The sequence below is a fragment of the Vibrio fluminensis genome (assembly GCF_015278125.1).
GTDB classification, from domain to species: Bacteria; Pseudomonadota; Gammaproteobacteria; order Enterobacterales; family Vibrionaceae; genus Vibrio; species Vibrio fluminensis.
In genome coordinates, this window is the sequence record NZ_JADILO010000015.1 from 1 (window position 1) to 21,232 (window position 21,232).

17 protein-coding genes are annotated in these 21,232 nt (G+C 44.7%); 8 read left to right on the forward strand and 9 right to left on the reverse strand.

Annotated features, from left to right (window positions below; all coding sequences use genetic code 11):
- Nucleotides 1–913, reverse strand: a 913-nt coding sequence (locus IRQ95_RS11830; protein WP_267254553.1) for a thiamine pyrophosphate-dependent enzyme, incomplete at its 3' end; no start/stop codon positions are given.
- Between the two features lie 81 nt (nucleotides 914–994).
- Nucleotides 995–1,945, reverse strand: a complete 951-nt coding sequence (tal, locus tag IRQ95_RS11835; RefSeq protein WP_194437126.1) for a transaldolase — start codon at nucleotides 1,943–1,945, stop codon at nucleotides 995–997.
- A gap of 460 nt (nucleotides 1,946–2,405) precedes the next feature.
- Between tal and IRQ95_RS11840 the strand changes: the two genes are divergently transcribed.
- Nucleotides 2,406–3,398 (forward strand): sugar-binding transcriptional regulator, encoded by a 993-nt coding sequence (locus IRQ95_RS11840; RefSeq protein WP_194437127.1) that lies wholly within the window; start codon nucleotides 2,406–2,408, stop codon nucleotides 3,396–3,398.
- A gap of 85 nt (nucleotides 3,399–3,483) precedes the next feature.
- Here IRQ95_RS11840 and IRQ95_RS11845 read toward each other — a convergent pair whose 3' ends face one another.
- From IRQ95_RS11845 to moeA, 4 genes are read right to left on the reverse strand one after another with little or no spacing between them, the layout of a single operon-like run.
- Nucleotides 3,484–4,314 carry a sulfurtransferase gene (locus IRQ95_RS11845; protein ID WP_194437128.1) on the reverse strand — a complete coding sequence of 277 codons (831 nt, stop codon included), beginning with the start codon at nucleotides 4,312–4,314 and terminating at the stop codon, nucleotides 3,484–3,486.
- Between the two features lie 57 nt (nucleotides 4,315–4,371).
- Nucleotides 4,372–4,692, reverse strand: a complete 321-nt coding sequence (locus IRQ95_RS11850; RefSeq protein WP_194437129.1) for a hypothetical protein — start codon at nucleotides 4,690–4,692, stop codon at nucleotides 4,372–4,374.
- 51 nt (nucleotides 4,693–4,743) lie between these two features.
- Complete coding sequence (gene moeB, locus IRQ95_RS11855; RefSeq protein WP_194437130.1) at nucleotides 4,744–5,493, reverse strand: molybdopterin-synthase adenylyltransferase MoeB; 750 nt, start codon at nucleotides 5,491–5,493, stop codon at nucleotides 4,744–4,746.
- An 8-nt stretch (nucleotides 5,494–5,501) separates the two neighbouring features.
- Nucleotides 5,502–6,737: a molybdopterin molybdotransferase MoeA gene (gene moeA / locus IRQ95_RS11860; RefSeq protein ID WP_075652762.1), complete on the reverse strand. Its 1,236-nt coding sequence runs from the start codon at nucleotides 6,735–6,737 to the stop codon at nucleotides 5,502–5,504.
- A gap of 181 nt (nucleotides 6,738–6,918) precedes the next feature.
- Here moeA and folE point away from each other — a divergent pair, with 181 nt between their 5' ends.
- Together folE and dbpA are read left to right on the forward strand one after the other, a co-directional pair.
- A complete protein-coding gene (folE, locus tag IRQ95_RS11865; RefSeq protein ID WP_075652761.1) occupies nucleotides 6,919–7,572 on the forward strand; it encodes a GTP cyclohydrolase I FolE in 654 nt (217 codons plus the stop codon).
- Nucleotides 7,573–7,713: 141 nt separating this feature from the next.
- Entirely contained in the window at nucleotides 7,714–9,090 is a 1,377-nt protein-coding gene (gene dbpA, locus IRQ95_RS11870; RefSeq protein ID WP_431358053.1) for an ATP-dependent RNA helicase DbpA, read from the forward strand.
- 112 nt (nucleotides 9,091–9,202) lie between these two features.
- Here the strand turns inward: dbpA and dld are convergent, their stop codons facing one another.
- Nucleotides 9,203–10,909, reverse strand: a complete 1,707-nt coding sequence (gene dld, locus IRQ95_RS11875) for a D-lactate dehydrogenase (protein ID WP_194437131.1) — start codon at nucleotides 10,907–10,909, stop codon at nucleotides 9,203–9,205.
- 356 nt (nucleotides 10,910–11,265) lie between these two features.
- Nucleotides 11,266–12,390: a fatty acid desaturase gene (locus tag IRQ95_RS11880; protein WP_194437132.1), complete on the reverse strand. Its 1,125-nt coding sequence runs from the start codon at nucleotides 12,388–12,390 to the stop codon at nucleotides 11,266–11,268.
- 178 nt (nucleotides 12,391–12,568) lie between these two features.
- Here IRQ95_RS11880 and IRQ95_RS11885 point away from each other — a divergent pair, with 178 nt between their 5' ends.
- The 5 genes from IRQ95_RS11885 (at nucleotide 12,569) to IRQ95_RS11905 (ending at nucleotide 19,966) form a co-directional block, all read left to right on the forward strand.
- Nucleotides 12,569–13,117, forward strand: a complete 549-nt coding sequence (locus IRQ95_RS11885; RefSeq protein ID WP_194437133.1) for a GNAT family N-acetyltransferase — start codon at nucleotides 12,569–12,571, stop codon at nucleotides 13,115–13,117.
- Nucleotides 13,118–13,240: 123 nt separating this feature from the next.
- Nucleotides 13,241–14,380 carry an efflux RND transporter periplasmic adaptor subunit gene (locus tag IRQ95_RS11890; RefSeq protein WP_194437134.1) on the forward strand — a complete coding sequence of 380 codons (1,140 nt, stop codon included), beginning with the start codon at nucleotides 13,241–13,243 and terminating at the stop codon, nucleotides 14,378–14,380.
- A gap of 10 nt (nucleotides 14,381–14,390) precedes the next feature.
- Nucleotides 14,391–17,543, forward strand: a complete 3,153-nt coding sequence (locus IRQ95_RS11895) for an efflux RND transporter permease subunit (RefSeq protein ID WP_194437135.1) — start codon at nucleotides 14,391–14,393, stop codon at nucleotides 17,541–17,543.
- Between the two features lie 406 nt (nucleotides 17,544–17,949).
- The gene (locus IRQ95_RS11900) at nucleotides 17,950–19,446 is read left to right on the forward strand and encodes a methyl-accepting chemotaxis protein (RefSeq protein ID WP_348541607.1); all 1,497 of its coding nucleotides are present in this window, start codon (nucleotides 17,950–17,952) and stop codon (nucleotides 19,444–19,446) included.
- Between the two features lie 154 nt (nucleotides 19,447–19,600).
- Nucleotides 19,601–19,966, forward strand: a complete 366-nt coding sequence (locus IRQ95_RS11905) for a HopJ type III effector protein (protein ID WP_194437137.1) — start codon at nucleotides 19,601–19,603, stop codon at nucleotides 19,964–19,966.
- 52 nt (nucleotides 19,967–20,018) lie between these two features.
- Here the strand turns inward: IRQ95_RS11905 and emrD are convergent, their stop codons facing one another.
- The gene (gene emrD, locus IRQ95_RS11910) at nucleotides 20,019–21,224 is read right to left on the reverse strand and encodes a multidrug efflux MFS transporter EmrD (protein WP_194437138.1); all 1,206 of its coding nucleotides are present in this window, start codon (nucleotides 21,222–21,224) and stop codon (nucleotides 20,019–20,021) included.
- Nucleotides 21,225–21,232: the final 8 nt, after the last annotated feature.

Genomic DNA, 21,232 nt, shown 5'->3' on the forward strand with positions numbered 1-21,232 from the left:
AAGCCGCTTCTTTATCTGCGCCTGCCGCTTTTGCATCCCACTGCGCGTACACGTCAGCAGGGATTTCAAATGCAGGGTGTTCCCAACCAAGGAATTCACGCGCTGCTGCGATTTCTTCTGCACCTAGTGGTGCGCCGTGGCAGTCGTGTGAGCCTGATTTGTTTGGCGAGCCAAAACCGATGATGGTTTTGGTACAGATTAGTGTTGGGCGTGGGTCAGCTTTTGCTGCGATGATGGCAGCATTGATCGCTTCTGCATCGTGACCATCCACCGCTGGGATTACGTGCCAGCCGTACGCTTCAAAGCGTTTCGGTGTATCATCTGAGAACCAGCCTTCTACGTGACCATCGATAGAGATACCGTTGTCATCCCAGAATGCGATCAGCTTACCAAGACCAAGTGTACCTGCTAGAGAACATGCCTCGTGCGAGATACCTTCCATTAGACAGCCGTCACCCATGAACACGTAAGTGTGGTGGTCAACAATGTCGTGACCTTCTTTATTGAACTGAGCAGCCAGTGCTTTTTCAGCCATTGCCATACCAACCGCGTTGGTGATGCCTTGACCTAGTGGACCCGTGGTTGTTTCGATACCTGGTGCGTAACCGTACTCAGGGTGACCTGGCGTCTTAGAGTGCAATTGGCGGAAGTTTTTCAGATCATCAATAGATAGCTCGTAACCACTTAGGTGTAGTAGAGAGTAAATTAGCATTGAGCCGTGACCGTTAGACAGTACAAAACGGTCGCGATCAGCCCATTCTGGGTTCGCTGGGTTATGGTTTAGATGAGAACGCCAAAGAACTTCAGCGATGTCCGCCATACCCATAGGTGCTCCTGGGTGACCAGAGTTTGCTTGTTGTACACCGTCCATGCTTAGCGCACGGATTGCATTAGCTAAATGTTTACGATCCATAATAAATACCAGATAGAGTTAATTTCTAAATAGGGAAAAGAAGAGGGGAACGCAAACGTTCCCCTTATTTTATTCGTTGGATTACAGCTTAGCTGCGATCATCTCTTCAAGTTTGCCTTGGTCTACCGCGAAGTTGCGGATGCCTTCTGCCAGTTTTTCAACCGCCATTGCATCTTGGTTGTGTTCCCATAGGAACTCAGCGTGAGTCATTACTGCTGGACGCTCAGATGCGCCTTTAGAGTCAATCAGTTTCTCAACCACTTCGCCGTCAGCCGCTTCTAGCTCAGCAAGAAGTGCAGGCGCGATAGTTAGGCGGTCACAACCAGCAAGTTCAAGAATCTCACCGATGTTACGGAAACTTGCACCCATTACTACCGTGTTGTAGCCGTATTCTTTGTAGTAGTTGTAGATAGTGGTTACAGAAAGTACGCCTGGATCTTCTTGCGCTTCGAAATCACGACCTTCTTTCGCTTTGTACCAGTCCATGATGCGGCCAACGAAAGGAGAAATTAGGAATACGCCAGCTTCAGCACAAGCGCGTGCTTGAGCGAATGAAAATAGTAGCGTTAGGTTACAGTTGATGCCTTCTTTCTCTAGGATTTCTGCCGCGCGGATACCTTCCCAAGTTGATGCTAGTTTAATCAGGATGCGATCGTTAGTGATGCCCGCATCATTGTACATCTTCACTAATTGGCGCGCTTTCGCTACGCTGCCTTCCATGTCGTAAGATAGACGCGCATCTACTTCTGTAGAGATGCGACCTGGGATAGTCGTCAGGATTTCTTTACCAATGTTCACAGCAAGCATGTCACAAGTGTCTTGAATTTGTTGTGCTTTATCGCTGCTTTGTGCCTTCGCGTATTCGATTGAAGCGTCGATTAGAGGGGCGTACTCTTCGATTTGAGCCGCTTTCAGGATAAGAGACGGGTTGGTAGTGGCATCTTCTGGCTGGTATTTTTTGATTGCGTCAATCTCACCAGTATCAGCAACAACAGTGGTTAACTTACGAAGTTGCTCTAATTTATTGCTCATAATCGATCATCCTATTTCTTAGTCAGTGCTCAATCTTGGGTTAGCCCTGACATTTGCAAGCGAGCTAATGATTAGTTCACGGGTAAAAATAGACCGAGGTTAATCATTAGCAGAAATCTTTCTATCGAAATCACATTTGTTGTGAGCATTTGATCTTTCGATGAGTAAATGATGTATCCATATTTATCCTAACGACAGATAAAGTCAATTCTCTAGTGGTGAATTAGGTGACATCAATCAAGAATATTTTGTCCTTTAAATTCGCCATATCCATTTAAACGTTTGCCTTTTCCCGGCAAGGGATAGGAGAGAGTTATCACATAAAATTAAAGTTGTGAGCAAGTGTTATTGCTGTGAGCAAAAGTAAGGTTAAAATGGATTTGTAACATATGCTAAGTCAATGAGCGGATGCTCAGTTTTTTGTACAATTCCGCTTATCCATTATGAGTATTTAGAATTTATGGCGAACATCAACCAAGAGAGTTCCTTAGATAGCACCGACCTGCTTACCGAAATCTCGGTGGCTTACTATCAAGATGGTGCGACACAAGAAGAGATCTCAAAGAAGTTTTCTATTTCTCGAGCCAAAGTAGGACGACTACTTAAGCAAGCTCGCGATGAAGGCATTGTCGAAATTACTGTGAAATATCACCCGGTATTTAGCGCCAAAATTGAACAACGTTTAATAGATCGTTTTGGTGTTAAGCGTGCATTGGTGGCTTTAGATCAGCCAAGTGAAGAGCAACAACGACTTCAAGTGGCAGGTTTAGTATCAAAGTACCTTGCGAGTACACTACAAAATGGCACGGTAATGACGGTTGGGCAGGGGAGAAACGTGTCGGCAGTGGCTCATCATGTTGGCGTTATTCCACAGAAAGATGTCAAATTTGTTTGTGGTATCGGTGGTATTCACCCACGAGGCGGTATGTTTAATGCTGACCACATTTGTCGCCAATTTGCGAAAAGTTATGGCGGCAGTTCTGAAACGCTTTACGCGCCAGCGTACGCGGAAAACCGCGAACAGAAACTTGCGTTTATGCAAAACGCGACGGTTAAGCAAACATTAGACTTAGCTCGAAAAGCTGATGTTGCACTAATTGGTATCGGTGATATGAGTGAGAACAGTTACATGGTGGACCTAGGTTGGTTTACCGCTGACGAAGTTGTTCAGTCGCGCATGTTACAAGGGGTAGTGGGTGATTTTGCCGGTTATGACTTTTTTGACATTCGTGGCGTAGCCGCATCAACGGTAATGAGCGACCGTGTGATTGGCTTGGGCATTGATGAGTTTAAATCGATTTCCGAAGTGATCGCGATAGCGGCTGAAAATAGTAAACCGCTAGCATTGCTTGGAGCACTGCGAACCGGAGCGATTGACGTGATTGCAACCAGCGTAAGTAATGCATTGACAGTACTAAACCTAGATGAACAAATTGCCGACAATAAGCAGTAATAATTGCTGCAGCTTTTAACTAAAGAACCCCAGGCTTATGCTGGGGTTTTTGCTATATGAGAACGAAGCAATTTAGCTATGAAGCTTATTCGATCGGGAGATCGACGCGTTGTCCCCATTCAGTCCAAGAACCATCATAAACGGATAATTTCTGATAGCCGCAAATATACGCCGCAAGCAATAAGATAGCGGCAGTCACGCCTGAACCACAGCTAAAAATAAACTGCTTATTTTTATCCCCAAGCGCAGACTCAATAATGGGTTGTAGCTGTTCAGCGCTCTTAATTCGAGTGCCTTGAATGAGCTCGGAAAACGGTAGACAAATAGAATTAGGAATATGACCGCTGCGCACACCTTGGCGCGGCTCAGGGACTTCTTTGTTAAAGCGCGCTTTTGAGCGAGCATCAACCGTCAAGCTTTGGCTGTTATCAATCTCTGCGAGTACTTGCTCTGCGGTCAAAAAGCCGCTTGGGCTGAGTTGACCCTTGAAATCCCCAATTTCGTTTGCCTCGGCGTATTCCGTTGTGGTGGCAAAACCCGCCTCTTTCCACGCTGGTAGCCCACCATCAAGAATAACCACTTGGTTATGTCCCATTGTTTTGAACATCCACCATGCGCGCGGCGCGGCTAATGTACCGCTGTTATCGTAAACCACGATCGTCGACTCATTGTTTAAGCCCAATGCGCGAGCTTGTTGATTAAAATGTGCTTGCGTTGGCATCATATGAGGCAGTGGTGAATTTTGGTCGCAGAATACTTTGTCGTAGTCAAAGCGCAGTGCGCCAGGAATTTTGTTTATTTTATCTTTCTCACCTTCTGCTGGTATTTGGAATTCAATACTTGCATCAAGGATGACAACTTGCGCATTTTGCTCTTTCAGCTGAGCTAATTGTTCGGCGGTGATGAGTGGAAACATAACAGTCCTTTATGGTGTGTTTATCGTTAAGATAAAAATGTAGTGACAATGTCACTTTTATTGGTTTGGCTGTTTGGGATAACACGCTTTAAAGCGATAGCTTTTATCACGTTGCAATAATGTACTTTCTACATCGAGTTCGACAGTGGACCCTTGCGGACAATCGGTTTGAGCTGGAGAGGTGACCAGCATTGAGCTTTGTTCAGACGTAATGACGTTAAGGTAGCGTCGATGACCATCGAGCGACTGAGTTAAAGTCTGCGAGGTTACAGTGGCTTGGATGGTCTGTGTTGTCTGCTTAGGCTTTAGAAGTAATACACTGGTTAGCATTAGACAAGCAAACAAAAAAGCGATAAGAAAAATTTTCGGGTTATTCATTCCTTGCCTTTCTCCTTATCGCCTTTGCTTGAATCTAATCAAACGGATTACTTAGCCACATACTGAGCAGTTCGGCATCTTCATTAATCCCATGTCACGCCATGACATTGTCATCGCATCGAGGATCAAAATTTTGCCTTGTTTAGGTGTACCGTAGTTGGCAATCACCTTAATTGCTTCCATCGCCTGCATTGCGCCGATGATGCCAACGACAGGTGCCATTACTCCCGCTTCAACGCAACTTAACGCACCGCCACCAAATAGGCTACTCAAACATTGATAGCAAGGGGCGTTTTCATCTTGGTAGGTAAATACGCTAATTTGACCTTCCATACGAATCGCTGCACCGGAAACCAATGGTGTTTTACTTTGGTAACATAAGCGGTTGAGTTGATTACGGGTATCAACGTTATCTGAAGCATCGAGTACCAAAGTGTGCGCTTCAATCAATACACGGAGTTCGTCATCATTTAAGCGTCTATCAATAGCATCCACTTGAATAAATGGATTAAGCAGTTTTAATGACTCTGCAGCTGATTGAACTTTCTTTTTGCCAATATCCGCATCATGATGAAGTACCTGACGCTGCAAGTTCGATAACTCTACGATATCATCATCAATAAGCGTCAATTTACCAATACCAGCAGTCGCGAGGTACTGGCTCGATGCACAACCGAGACCACCAGCGCCAAGAATCAAAATAGAGGCTTGCTTTAACGCTTCTTGTCCTTCGAAATCAAACTGCTTGAGTACAATCTGACGGTTGTACCTTAGCATTTCTTGATCAGATAAGATCTCCACCAGCGCTCCTAGTACAACGTCGAATTAAACAGTTGAATTTGGACAGTTTCGCCAACTTCTACGCGACCACGTTCACGCTCTAGAACCACGAAACAGTTAGCTAGGCTCATAGAACGGAAGGCGCCAGAGCTTTGGTTACCTGTGGTTTCAACCACAAATTTGCCATCTTCTAACGAGTAGATACCACGTTGGTAATCGGTACGTCCCGGCGCTTTTTTGAACGCGGTTTTGGTTGTGGCTGGAATCGATTCTGGCGCTTTCCATTCCGTATGACCTGCAAGTTTGGCAAGCATTGGCTGCACTAAAACATACATGGTCAGTACCGCAGAAACCGGGTTGCCTGGCAGTCCACAGAACCAAGCGGTAGAGAGCTTACCAAATGCAAAAGGTTTACCCGGTTTAATCGCCAGTTTCCAAAAGCCGATTTCACCAAGTTCTTCAAGAATATCTTTGGTGTAGTCAGCTTCACCAACACTTACGCCACCAGATGTCACTACCACATCGGCAAGCATTTGCGCTTGTTCAAATGTCTCTTTCAGTGTTTGTGGGCAATCTGGAATAATGCCTAGGTCAATCGGCTCACAACCGAAGTTCTCGATCAATGGCTTAATGCCATAGCGGTTGCTGTCGTAAATTTGACCATCAGCCAGCGGTTCACCAAGAGGCTTAAGCTCGTCACCAGTCGAGAAGAAGGCAACTTTTGGTTTACGTACCACCACAACATGGCTGACGCCAAGTGACGCAATCATCGGGATATCGCGCGGAGACAGGCGAGCGCCTTTAGGCAGTACAATATCACCTTGCTTAATGTCATCACCGGTTGGGCGAATATTGCTCTGAGGTTTGACTTCTTCTTGCAGAAATAAAATACCTTGCTCGGTGACCTGGGTATTTTCTTGCATGATAACCGCATCACAACCTTCAGGGATTTTTGCTCCCGTCATGATACGCACGCACGTACCTTGCGCCCATTCACCTTCAAACGGTTGTCCGGCAAAAGATTTACCAGCAAGAGGCAGGGTGTTTGACTCTGCAAGATCGTTGATGCGAACAGCGTAGCCATCCATTGCAGAGTTATCAAAAGGTGGCACGAAAATAGGAGAGAGAATATCTTCGGCTAAAACATAACCTAACGCCTCAGCAAGCGGCAATTGTAGGGTAGTTTGAATCGGTTTAATGCGCGATAGCATCTTATCCATCGCTTCTTCGATTGGCATCAAGCCCGGAGCGTCACAGCAACCCATGTATGAATCCTAATGTCTTTCTAGTTTTGGCTAACTTTACCATACTTTCCGCGCGACAATAAGAAGGCTGTAACGTTGGATCGCCCGCAAACCAATGCCCACGCTTAAAATAGGGGTGTAATTGCCCTCAAATCCGAGTATCCTTGTCAGCCATCCGCGAGGAGTAATAAGAGGAAGTGGAATGTCAGGTCTTAGCGAATCAGCGAAGTTAGTAAAAGATGCGCTTGAAAGCCGTGGACTCGAGACACCTATGGTGCCGAGCGAGTTCAGTCGTGAAGAAAAAAAGGAAAAAATTCAATATCATATGAGAGAGATTCTATCTCTACTTGATCTTGACCTTACTGACGACAGTTTAGAAGAAACGCCGCATCGTATTGCGAAGATGTATGTCGATGAAATCTTCTCTGGTTTGGACTATCAAAACTTCCCAAAAATCACCGTCATTGAGAACAAAATGAATGTGAGTGAGATGGTGAGAGTTAAAGATATTACGTTGACCAGTACTTGTGAACATCACCTTGTTACTATTGATGGTAAGGCGGCAGTAGCGTATATTCCGCGCGGAAAGATTATTGGTTTGTCAAAAATTAACCGCATCGTACGCTTTTTCTCTCAACGCCCACAGGTACAAGAGCGTTTGACTCAGCAGATCTTGGTTGCTCTACAGACATTATTAGAGTCAGATGACGTAGCGGTGACTATCGATGCGACGCATTACTGCGTGAAATCTCGCGGTGTGATGGATGCAACCAGTGAAACGACAACCACTGCGCTAGGTGGGATCTTTAAATCCAACCCAGCAACACGAGCAGAATTTCTGCACGGTTTACGATAACCTTAAGGTTATCCCCAGATTACGGAAAACCGCTTCGTATGAGGCGGTTTTTTTATTTAGCCATTTTTAGCTTGCTGCATAACGCTTGGCACATACGAATAGCGATAGTTATGCAGATAGCAATTTCGACGAGAAGAGATTGTGACAGATTCATTTAAAACCCTGCCACTGAGAAACGAACTACTGACCACACTAGACACATTGGGCTACACCACAATGACGCCAATTCAAGCTCAGAGCTTGCCTGCGCTATTGGAAGGTAAAGATGTGATTGGTCAGGGGAAAACGGGCTCAGGTAAAACTGCAACGTTTTCACTTGCATTGCTAAGTAACCTAAACGTTAAGCGTTTTCGTGTACAGTCATTGGTGCTTTGTCCAACCCGTGAACTTGCTGACCAAGTAGCGAAAGAGATCCGTACGCTTGCACGCGGTATTCATAACATCAAAGTACTGACTTTGTGTGGCGGTATGCCGATGGGACCACAAATTGGTTCTCTTGAACATGGTGCGCACATTTTGGTTGGTACGCCTGGTCGTATTCTTGATCACCTAAGCAAAGGTCGCATCAATCTAGATGAGCTAAACACGCTGGTACTAGACGAAGCGGACCGCATGCTTGAAATGGGCTTCCAAGAAGCATTAGATGCGGTTATCGAGCAGGCACCGAAGCAACGCCAAACGCTGCTGTTTAGTGCAACTTTCCCTAAACAAATTGAAGCGATTGCTAGCCGCATTACCAAAACACCACTGATGGTGAAAGTAGAGTCAACGCACCAAACTTCAACTATTGAGCAGTCATTCTATAAGCTAGATACCACGCAAGAGCGTGATGATGCGTTAGAAGCCTTGCTATTAACTCACCGCCCACAGTCGTCTGTAGTGTTCTGTAACACTAAGAAAGAAGTGATGAACGTAACGGATGAGCTAACTCACCGTGGCTTCAGTGTGGTTGAGCTGCATGGTGACATGGAGCAACGCGAGCGCGATCAAGCATTAACCATGTTTGCTAACAAGAGTATCTCGATTCTAGTGGCGACTGACGTAGCAGCACGTGGTCTAGATGTTGAGAACCTAGATGCGGTATTTAACTTTGAGCTTTCTCGCGATCCAGAAGTACACGTACACCGCATTGGTCGTACTGGTCGTGCAGGCGCGAAAGGTCAAGCATTTAGCTTCTATGGCGAAAAAGACGGTTACCGCGTCGCGCTGATTGAAGAGTACATGGATATCGAAGTTAGCCCGGTAGCTGCGCCTAGCAAACCAAACAGCGAACCTTTCTACGCAGAGATGACGACGATTCAAATTCTTGGCGGTAAGAAAATGAAAGTACGCGCTGGCGATATTATGGGTGCTCTGACTAAGCAAGCAGGTATTGATGGTACGCGCATCGGTAAGATTAACATTATGGCAATGGTCTCTTACGTGGCGGTTGAAAACAGTGTAGCTAAAATTGCACTTAAACAGCTGCAAAACGGTAAGATGAAAGGCAAAGCGTTTAAAGCGCGCATTATGAAATAATGCTTAACTAGCGACCTTATATTAGAGCCCGAGCAATAAAATGCTCGGGCTTTTTCTATCTACAATTTATCACTTAAAGTTGTATCGCTGACAGAGTTTCTATAAAAGCAGGTTAACCACAGCAACTACAGTTGCGCTTATACTTGCTCATCTTGCCGATACCAGGGTTAAAGGTATTGGTTGGGTCAAGAGAATGGTAGAAGGCTTGCAATTGTTTTTCTGCCTCATAAAGATGCCCAACATTATGTTCAGCAGGGTATTTTGCCCCTTTATCTGTGAGTAGTTTTAGCATCATTGATTTGATTTTCTTGGTGTTCGCGCCTTTTTTGAAAATATAATCTTGGTGAAATACATGGCACATAAAGTGGCCATAGTAGAGTCCCATAACCATATCTTTAGTGATCTCTTCGGGTAGTTTTTCAACCCAATCGATGTCATTTCGACGCAGAGCAATATCCAATGCTAGGATTTCTTCAACTTCTTTAGAGTGGATGGTTTCGTAGCGGATCGCGGCACCCGCGGCGGCAAAGCGATGCAGCAGAGCTTTTTTACCTTCGTCGGCACTGCATTCAAAGTACTCACACTCTTCTTGCTTTGACCAAACCTCAGTAAGGTATTGCTTCGCTTCATTAATACCTGCATCACTCATTTTTAAAATCAAATGGTGTTCGTATTTGTCGCGATATTCCAGCATTCGCTTAGGCAAGTGTTGTGGGAAGAGTTTACTCAGCCAGTAGAGGGTAATGTCCGGTAAATCTTTTGAGACAAAAGGAATGCGCTTTAGTATGGTTTCGACTTTTGCTTTAAGCGCAAAAAACTTAGGTAGGTTATCTGTGCCTAAGTGATTGATCGAAAGGAAGACGTCTTTACCGTATTTTTCTGCCAAGTTAAAAATATCGCGGTGCATGTATTCGCCCATTTCCGGCAAATTTTTAAACTGACTTAACATGTCACGGCGCAACATAGTGAGTTTGGCTGGATCGTTACAGCCGATGTAGAACAGTTGTTCTTTGTCGGGAACTGGATACGTATCTACGCGAACAGCAAATACGGCTAATTTTCCGGCACAACCACTGGCTTCAAACAGTCGGCGTGAATCAGCATTAAAACGGGAAGGTGTTTCAGCGTCGACATCACGTACTCGTTGATCGTATTCATGATCAGAAGCCATCGCTTGTGTGTGCTGGATTTGCTCAGGGCTAAAGTTACCTTTCTCAACGTTGGCGAGGATTTCTTCTGGCGTGTCACCAAGTCCATCAATGCCAAGGTGATTCACCAGCTCAAGTTTGCCTTCTTTGGTGACTTGCCCGAATAAGGCGAGCTCTGTATAAGCTGGACCACGTTTGACCAATGCGCCGCCCGAGTTGTTGGCAATACCGCCCACCACGGTTGCACCGATTGAAGAAGAGCCAATCACCGAATGAGGCGCGCGCTTAACTTGATCGAGTTGTTTACTCAATTGATGCAAACTTACCCCTGGTAGACTGACGATTTGTTTACCGCCATCGATAAGATGGAGTGTTTTAATTCGGGTAATGTTGATGATCACTACTTCACGGTCGTAGTCTTCACCGCTTGGTGCTGAACCCTCGGTCAAGCCGGTTTTGGCTGCCTGCATGATGATAATGCAATTGGCGTCAACAGCAGCTTGCAGCAAGCGCCATTGTTCGACTAGCGTTGACGGGAAGAGCACGGCAAGCGCTTTGCCTTTACCTGATCGAAAACCAGAGCGATAGTATTCCGTCTTGTTCTCTTGGGTTAAGACATTGTCTTTGCCGACAATTTGTTCGAATTGATTTATCAATGCTTGGTTTTTCATGGGCTTCCTGCGTTTAAGTTTCTTAGCGCTAAGAGGTGAGACTAAGTAACAGATCTTTGTCTGAAATAATTGCTTTACAGTCTAATAACATTCAAAGGGCGAGACTAGAGAGAGTGATCATGGTTTGGTTAGAAATGAGTGTTTTTGTTTGCGCGAAATTGAACTAATTATAATTATTTCATAGGTATAGCTAGATTCGATTTGTCTATTAATTCTAAAAATAGATAGCACTAATTCCAAAAGTGACATAAAGAAGTGAGTAGTAATAGGATATACGTAGGGAATTAAGTGTGATTTTGTTCAAGAAAAAGGGAGCGACATTGCGCTCCCAAATAGGTTGGAATGGTAAATTCGTATTAGCAATGAGTTAGGATAGTGTTCCAGTTCTTCTGTTGTGCTTTAAATTCTGCTTTCATCTCTTGATAGCGCATTAGTAACAATGAGCGCTCATATTTTTCAACCAAGTTACTTTTACGCTGCTCAACGATTTGCTTTTTCAATGCATAGAAATCGTTAAGCTTTTTCATCATCTGGTCAAATTCATGTTGTAAGGTATGTTTTAACTGCAGCTTTTCAGGGTTGTGCTCAATTCGTGCCATCGCTTGTTTCAGCGCTTGTTTAGCTTTGGCTTGTTCAATCTTTAAGTACGGTGTTTCTCTTAGCTTTTCAGCTAAGCCTAACCATTGAAATGACTTGATCAACCACTTGGTTGGGTCATATTGCCACCAATAAATACCATTGCGGTAGTCATTCTCAAAGATATGATGGTAATTATGGTAACCCTCACCAAAGGTAAAAAACGCCAATACTCCATTATCTCGCGCGGTGTTCTTGTCTGTGTACGGTTGGCTTCCCCAAATGTGTGCCAAAGAATTAATAAAGAAGGTGGTGTGATGGCTGAGTACCAGACGTAAGGCGCCGACAATTAATAGCATGCCCCAGATATCTCCGTATATCACCCCCAGAAATAGTGGGAAACCTAGGTTAGTCAGGATCGCCAACATTAGGTAGTGTTTATGCTGCCACATTACCACGGAATCTTTTTGTAGATCGCGGCAGTTGGTGTAATCACTGTATGTATCTTGGTTGTAGTTACGCAGCATCCAACCAATATGAGAAAACCAGAATCCACGTTTTGCTGAATAAGGATCTTTATCATTGTTGTCGACATGCTTGTGATGTACGCGATGATCAGAGCTCCAGTGCAATGCGCTATTTTGTAGGGCAAAAGCACCGCCGATAGCGAAAACATAGCGAAGGAATGGATGAGCCTGATACGCTTTATGTGACCATAAGCGGTGATAACCCGCTGTAATGGAAAGGTTACAAAACGAGAATGCAACAATTAGCCAAACCCAATGTTCAATACTGTATCCATAGTGATATCCGTACCAAGGTGTGACGACGACTGCAAAAACAAAACTGAGCAGAAATAATGAAACATTTAGCCAAATCAGGGGTGGCTTTTCGGCAGAACGCATTGATTTATCCTTTAAGCGAACAAGTGTGCGCTAGAATATCAGCGTACACGTGTAAGTCAAACTGCTAGTGTTGCAATTTGTGAACGAGAATTTCTTTTGGATTTTTTTGCTTTTTTTTTGTTAATGAATAGTATGGATCGTGGATTAAATCCTTACAGGAAGTAAAAAGGAAATGGCAATGGAAATAAGAATAGCCGAATATAGTGACTACGAAAGAATTGCGAGTCTCCACGCGCAAAGTTGGCAGACTTTCTATCAGGGCATACTCGGCGAGGAATATCTTCGCAATGAAGTTGTTGATGAGCGTCTGTTGATTTGGCAGACCCGACTTATCAACCCACCGTTTAACCAGAATGTACTTGTTGCTGAAAATAATGGCGAACTGTGCGGTTTTATTTGTGCGTTTGGGAATCATGATTTTGAAAAAGGCACCATGATTGATGCGCTTCATGTTGATGCTCGTTACAGAAGTAAAGGCGTGGGTCGTGCATTAGTCGCTGAGACTGCGAAATGGATTGAACAGCATTTTTCAGACGGTGGTGTCTATTTGGAAGTACTAAAGGGTAACCAACAAGGTATCGATTTTTACCAAAATCTTGGTGGAACGAATTCACTTGAACGTGTTTGGAATTCACCATGTGGGAATAAGTTAACTGAATTGGTTTATACATGGAATTCACCAACTGAATTACTCAATAGTGCGTGTGCTAAGCAATTAGCTTATTAATCGCAATTCATTAGAGCTCGAAACAGATTGATACAATTTGTGAGTGATTTCTGATAGTTTTCGGACATAGAACACAATACCGTTAGTTAAGTTTCTGTTATTAAATTAGCTAACGGTATGTTTATGAAAAAAACTTTGCTAGCCACCCTTATGACGGGCAGCCTTTTATTGGTAGGGTGCGGTGAATCCACTCCTAGTAATCCTCAAGGACAAGCGCCTCTTGTGGTTGCACAACCTGCCCAGGTGACGACTCACCAACAAAGCAAATCTTACATTGGTCGTGTCGAAGCGGTTGAGGATACCAATATCACCGCTCAAGTATCGGGCTACCTTCAGCAACGCCATTTTGAAGAAGGGCAAATGGTAACAGCCGGTCAGTTGCTGTACACCATTGAACCTTCGTCATTTGAGGCTCAACTCTCGGCAGCAAAAGCGAGCCTTGCTCAAGCCAACGCGACGCTTAAAAAGTCCCAACTAGATTTTAACCGTGGCAAAAATTTGTTACCGAAAGGTAGCATCTCACAATCTGAATTTGACCATTTGACTGCCGCTCTACTCGGTGCGGAAGCTCAAGTCGAGTCAGCGAAAGCTCAACTTAACCTTGCACAAGTAAACCTCTCTTACACGGAAATTCGTGCACCATTTTCTGGCCGTATCAGCGCCAGTCAAGTTAGCACGGGCGATCTGGTATCACCACAGTCTGGTATTTTAACAACTTTAGTTAGTCTTGACCCTGTTCATACGGGTTTTAGTGTGAGTGAGCGAGAACGCTTGGATTTAGGTCTGGATAAATATCAAGGCGACGGTGCCGATGATACCGAAGCTGCGGAAGTACAGTTAATACTTGAGAATGGTCAGCCGTTTGAACATTTGGGGGCATTAGATTATTTGGGTAACCGAATTGATCTAGATACGGGCACTATCGCGATGCGCGCGGTCGTACCAAACCCTGATTATCGTCTATTGCCGGGGCAGCATATTCGAGTTGAATTGCGTGAGAAGGCATCGACTGAAGTCGTTGTGGTTCCTCGTCGCGCAGTACAAACAGACCTAGAAGGCCATTTTGTCATGCTGGTGGCAGAAGGAAATGTAGCAGAGAGACGCAATGTTGAACTTGGTCGTCAGCTAGAGCAAGGCATTATTATCCAATCAGGTATCTCCGCAGGAGATAGTGTAATCACCCAAGGGCTACAACGCATTCGTAATGGTGTGCCTGTTCGCATTGATTCAGACAGTGCCGATACAACTGTGACGTCGGAATAAAGGGGGCGTAATGCTTAGTCGTTTCTTTATCCAACGTCCTAAATTTGCGTTGGTAATCTCAATTATTCTGACTTTGGCGGGGGCGATCTCTTTAGCCATTCTGCCGGTGGCAGAGTACCCAAAAATTAGCCCGCCTTCGGTGAGTGTGAACGCTTATTACACTGGTGCGAGTGCAGAAGTTGTTGAGCAAGCCATTGCCGACCCGTTAGAGGCTGCGGTCAATGGTGTTGAAGATATGATCTATATGTCTTCAAAGAGTGCCAACGATGGCTCTTACAGCCTTAATGTGACTTTTGATGTTGGTACTGACCCAGATATGGCTCAGGTTAACGTTCAAAACCGCGTTTCACAGATCGAATCAAAGCTTCCTCAAGAAGTGCGCATGGTCGGTATTACGGTGAAAAAGCGTTCGCCGGACTTGCTGATGGTACTCAATTTTTATTCGCCTGACGGCAAATACGATGATCAGTTTCTGATTAACTACATCAACCTTAACGTCAAAGATCAACTTGCCCGAGTTAAAGGGATCAGTGAAGTTAACGTGATTGGTGGCGGTGAATACGCGATGCGTGTTTGGCTTGACCCTGAGAAGATGGCGAATTTAAAACTCACCACCAGTGATGTTTACTCGGCTTTGGCTGAGCAGAACGTACAGGTTGCTGCAGGTCGTGTGGGCGCCGCGCCTTACAATAACGCTCAGGAAGTGCAGTTTAACTTAGTGACCAAGGGCCGACTTGAATCTGTTGGTGAGTTTGAGAACGTTGTTTTGCGGGCGAATAGCGATGGCTCCACAGTTTACCTCAAAGATGTAGCGCGAGTTGAGCTGGGCAAAAAGTTCTATGACGGTAGTGGTCTGTTCAGAGGTCAAGACGCTTCAATAGTCGCGCTTTCGCTACAATCTGACGCTAATGCGCTGGAAAGTGGTCAAGCGGTGATGGACTTACTGGAGAAGCTAAGCGTCAACTTCCCTGAAGGCATGAGTTATGAAACAAGCTACGACACAACGGTCTTTGTCGCGGAATCAATTAAAGGGGTAGTAAAAACGCTGATCGAAGCGATCTTACTGGTTATTGCGGTAACCTACCTGTTCTTAGGCAGTGCACGTGCAACCCTGATTCCCGTCGTAGCTATTCCTGTTTCTTTGATTGGTACCTTTGCAGTGATGCAAATGACCGGCTTTACTATCAATACCGTAACGCTGTTTGGCTTGATTTTGGCTATTGGTATCGTTGTAGACGATGCGATTCTAGTGATTGAAAACGTCGATACTACTATGGCGAAAGATCCGAGTATTTCGCCGCGTAAAGCGACATTAATTGCGATGAAAGAGGTAACAGGACCGATCATTACCTCGACGTTGGTGCTGCTAGCTGTGTTCTTACCTGTAGCCATGCTTCCGGGCATTACCGGAATCATGTATCGCCAATTTGCTCTGACTATCTGTATTTCGGTTGTTATCTCATCTATTAATGCGTTAACCCTTTCACCAGCACTTTGTTCACTAGTGCTTAAGCAAGGCGGAGGCAATACGGCACGTTGGTTCCAAGCCTTCAACCGAGGTTTAGAAGCCGTAACCGCTCGCTATGGTCAGATAGCAGGCTTCTTGGTGAAGAAGACAGTGCTATTGGTCGGCTTTTTCATTGTCGCGGTGGCGGCAGTAAGTCTTTTTGCTAAAACGACTTCTACTGCATTTGTACCACAAGAAGACAAAGGTATTTTACTGGTTAACGTTCAACTACCGGACTCTGCCTCTTTATCACGTACTGAGGAAGTAACAGATGAACTGGTAAAAATGGTCGAACAAGAGCCTGGCGTTGATGGAGTTACGGTTGCCAACGGTTTTGCATTTATGACGGGTGCTGCGGCATCGAATGGCGCCTCGTTATTTATTAAACTGCATGATTGGGATGAGCGTAATGCTTTAAGTGGTGAACACTCGGCAGCTGCGATTGCGCAGAGAATTAATGGACGCGCGGCGATGCAGTTACCACAAGCTGTTGTGTTTGCGATGGGACCACCAGCGGTACCTGGCATGGGCGCGGCATCGGGTTTTGAATTTGTCTTAGAGGATGCCTTAGGTCGCAGTCGTACCGATCTAGCGATGGTGATGAATCAGTTAATTGAAGAGGCAAAGAAGCAACCTGAAATTGGTTTTGCGTTTTCGACCTTCCGCGCTAACGTTCCTCACTATTATGTGGATATTGATAGAGAGAAAGCACAGCAATTAGGCATCCCTTTATCCAGCATCTTCCAAACGCTACAGGGTAACCTAGGTTCGCTCTACGTCAATGACTTCACCATGTTTGGTAAGAATTTCCGTGTGACTATGCAGGCTGATGCGCAGCATCGTAGCAGTATGGATGACTTAGAGCGATTCCACTTACGTTCATCAAGCGGCAAGATGGTTCCACTGAGTACGCTGGTCACTTACGAGCAGATTTTTGAACCGGATGTTGCATGGCGATACAACATGTATCGTAGTGCGGTGATCCAAGGTCAACCGGCTCCGGGTTACTCAAGTGGTGACGCGATTGCTGCGATGGAACGCGTTGCGGCAGAGCTTCTACCTCAGGGCTATCAATATGAATGGACGGGAATGGCATACCAAGAGGTATTAGCTGGTAACCAAGCGATCTATGCGTTTGCGCTTGCTTTGATCTTTATTTATCTATTTATGGTCGCTCAATATGAGAGTTGGAGTATTCCTCTGGCAATCATTCTGGTGGTTCCTATTGCAACACTGGGCTCCTTCTTAGCACTCAACTTAACAGGGACACCGTTAAACCTTTATGCACAGATAGGTTTGGTGCTATTGATAGCATTGGCCGCAAAGAACGCGATACTAATTGTTGAGTTCGCTAAAATGGAGCGAGAAGAGAAAGATATTGCAATAGATGAAGCTGCAGTTCACGGTGGTAAGTTGCGTTTTCGTGCGGTGAATATGACTTCATGGTCGTTTATCTTAGGCATTTTCCCACTAATATTTGCTTCTGGAGCTGGACACATAAGTCAAAACTCATTGGGAATTTCACTCATTGGCGGCTTATTGTGTGTGCTGCTTGCGGGCACACTATTGATACCAGGTTTCTATGCCGTGGTTCAGCGACAGAGGGAGAAAGTACATGGTGGAAACACTAAGCTAGCAAATATTGATGAAGAATAAATGATTATAACGCCGGACATTCGCTCCGGCGTTTTTATAGCTACGTCTAGCTTAATTCAAATTTGTTGCCTTCACCGCATATCTGGAAAATGTCTAAACCTTTGTTTTAGACCATGAAAGAAATTTGGTTACCAAGCTCAGGCTAGATAGGGCAATGAGATTTGAGTTTTCGCACAAGAAGACAACCGAATAAAATACGATATGGGGAAATATTTAGATACATCTAACTGTTGTGTGATTGTTAAATATATTGATTAGCAAAATTATAATGAGAGTGAGTGAGAAGATTAACTCATTGAGATTAAAGAGCCTTTTAATTTCTTATTGAGTAACAATATCAATTATAAATAAACAAAAAGTCAGCAAATCAATGAAAAATATATCAAGCACACAAGGAGAGGTTCCAGTGCCTAAAGGTGCGGAATTGGTCTCCACTACGGATACACAAGGGGTCATTACTTATGCCAATGAAGCCTTTTGTAATATTGCAGGTTTTAGCCTAGATGAATTGGTTGGTCAACATCATAATATCGTGCGTCATCCAGAGATGCCCAAAGCGGCATTTGCCGATCTATGGAGCCATTTAAAAAGCGGAGAAGTGTGGCGGGGTGCGGTTAAAAATCGAACTAAGCAGGGTGGTTACTACTGGGTGGATGCGTTCGTTAGCCCTATTTATGAACAAGGTAAGTTAATCGGTTATCAGTCAGTGCGCGTTACATTGGATGACAAGCATAAATCCAGAGCCAAAGAGCTGTACGATAAGCTAAATCAAAGCAAAGTTAAGGCTGTTGGTTATAACAATAATCATGCAGTAAAGCTTACGGTAGCTTTGCTTCTATCTATAGTGACGTCAGTACTAGCCTATTTTGTTACGCCATGGATATCGCTATTTACACCATTGATCTTTTTAGTGATTTTTTATCGAGATCTTATCGTCTCTCCACGAAAAGAAACCGAACTTGCTCAGCAATATGACAGCGTATCACGCTTGGTATTTTGTGATGACGTGAATAGTGCATCAGAGTTCCATTTGAAAATTGAGCAAGGCAGGATCAGAACGGTATTGGGACGCGTTGTTGATAGTAGCCAAACATTACAAGACAATGTTGAAGAGCTAAATCATTCATCTATCGAGTCTCAGCAAAGCATTGCTTCTATGTCACAAGAGCTTACGTCAATCAACAGCGCAATGGATGAGATGGCAACGACAGTTTCTGATGTCGCACAAAACAGTGTAGTCACATCGGAGCGTATAACAGATGCCAACACAACGTGCGATGAGGCAATTAACTCGATTGAATCCACGCGAGGTAAAGTCGATCAGATGACTCAAGAAATCCGTAATTCTTCTGACATCGCGGCTGATCTAGTACAAGAGTCATCGCAGGTGAGTTCAGTGATGGCCGAGATTCAGGGCATTGCCGAGCAGACCAATTTACTTGCACTGAATGCGGCGATTGAAGCGGCACGAGCAGGTGAGCAGGGCAGAGGGTTTGCTGTAGTCGCCGATGAAGTTCGCGCGCTCAGTTCGCGTACCCATCAAGCGACGGAACAGATTCAGTCTTCGATTTCTAGTATACAAAAAGCGCTAACTCGTTTAGCGGAGGTCATGCAAGAAAGTGAAGCCACCAGTCATGCCTGTGTAACGGATACGCTTTCGACACAAGATAATGTAGCCAAGCTATCAGAGATACTCTCGAATATATCCGATCTATCTATGCAAACTTCTACCTCTGCTGAGGAGCAGAGTTTGGTTTCGCAAGAGATAAAAAACAATATCTTGGGAGTCAGCCAAGCCTCAGACTCGAACTTAGCTCAGTCGAAGCGGGTGTCGAAACTTGCTGAACAGTTAGAAGAATCCTCTGATAAGTTAGCAAGCCTAGTTAAATCTTTTGGTCATTAAGTCAATGATGGACTTACTTTACCACCGCGAGTGGTGACGTTACCAAGGGATAACTATATTTCTTCAGCACGTAAGTGTGAAAAAGTGTCTGGAGCAATGGTTTCATGTTCAGTACACTGTCACCCTAACTGAATAACTTAAGTGATTAGTTCATATGGAATTGAAATCTTTTCTAGCTAAACTTGAATCTTCACCTACTACGATCGAGTTTAGTCAATCCATCGCTGTTATTGATGCTAACTACACCTTTAGTCCGACTGCGTTTAGTAATGGCACGATGCGTAATCCTGCAGGAGAGAATAACGGCTCGTGTAAAATTTTGGCGTTTGGACAGGTTCATCAATTAACGGAAGAGCAGACGCTTGCTATGTTTGGTGATTTTTATCGTTTAGACGTGCTGGGAAATCCTGATGGCAACGACCACCAAAATATCCGCAATTTTATTGCACATGGATGGAAGGGGGTTAAATTTGAAGGTCAAGCACTTGAGGCGACTGAAACAGCAGTGCAAGCCATATAACTAGAAGTAAGATCAATAAGAATCACAAAAGGAGCCAATGGCTCCTTTTGTTTTAAATAGTTACAGGTAGTTCGTTGGACTCGTCTGGACTATTGTGTACTCGCACCAAACCATATGCCGCAAGCAGGGCCATTACGAGCATGAATATGCCGAGTGGCAACTGGTTAGGAGCCGGAACAAGAGAGGCCAGCAGTGTTGCCAAGCCCGCAATTAGGTTTTGCATGCCGCCTAGTACTGCACCACCAGTCCCCGCGTGGTTTGGGATTGGGGTAATAGCCCCTGTGGTAGCTGAAGGATAGACGATGCCTGTCCCTAAGAAGTACATTGCCGCGCCGCCAACTAATGCAAATGCTGACGTCTCGCCCATTAAGCCAGGAATCAAAATGATCACCGCACCTAAAGTGATGGCCGCAAGTCCAATATTTAGAATTCCGTTGGTTGTGTAGCGATTTGATAGTGCGCCGGAAATTGCTGAACCGATCAAATATCCAGGAATTGGTAAAATAAATAAAATACTGACGGTTGTCGCTGGCAACTTGAGTACGCCGCCGAGTAGAACACCGGCCGCTGCTTCAAATATCGCCAAGCCAGAAAATGTTGCGACTAGACAAATTAGATAGCCTTGAAAGCGTTTATTTGAAAGGACGAATTTGTAGCTTTGGCTCACCTTTTCACAGCGACGGTTTTCTTTTGGCAGTGTCTCAGTGAAGCTGGTCATCATTGTGATAACAACAGCTAGACCAAACAACGCTAAAAATAGGTAACTTGAACGCCAACCAAAGTTTTCTGCTAACACACCACCTAAAACTGGGGCGAGCAGTGGAGAGAAAACGATACTCATGCTGATGTAGCTATTTACTTTGTGTAGTTCAGGACCCGAGTAACAGTCTCGACCTAAGGTGCGAGACATAGCTCCACCGCAGCCAATACCTAAGCCTTGCACAAAGCTACCGAGTAAAAATAGTGCGTAGCTTGGAGCGAATAGCGCAACTAAAGTTCCAAGTACATAAAGCGCTAAGCCAAAAATGATAATCGGCTTGCGACCAAGGCGGTCGGAAATTGGGCCGTAGACAAACTGTGATAATCCATAAGGAATTAGGTAACAGGCCATAACCGCTTGTAAGCTACCTGGTGAAACCGCAAATTCTTGAGCCATTTGCCCAATTGATGGTACATACATTGTTTGCGTCATTTGGCCCACTGCCGCCAAGATCGCAATAGTAAATGTAAGTTTAATCAGCTTTGAGTAAGCAGACATATATCAAT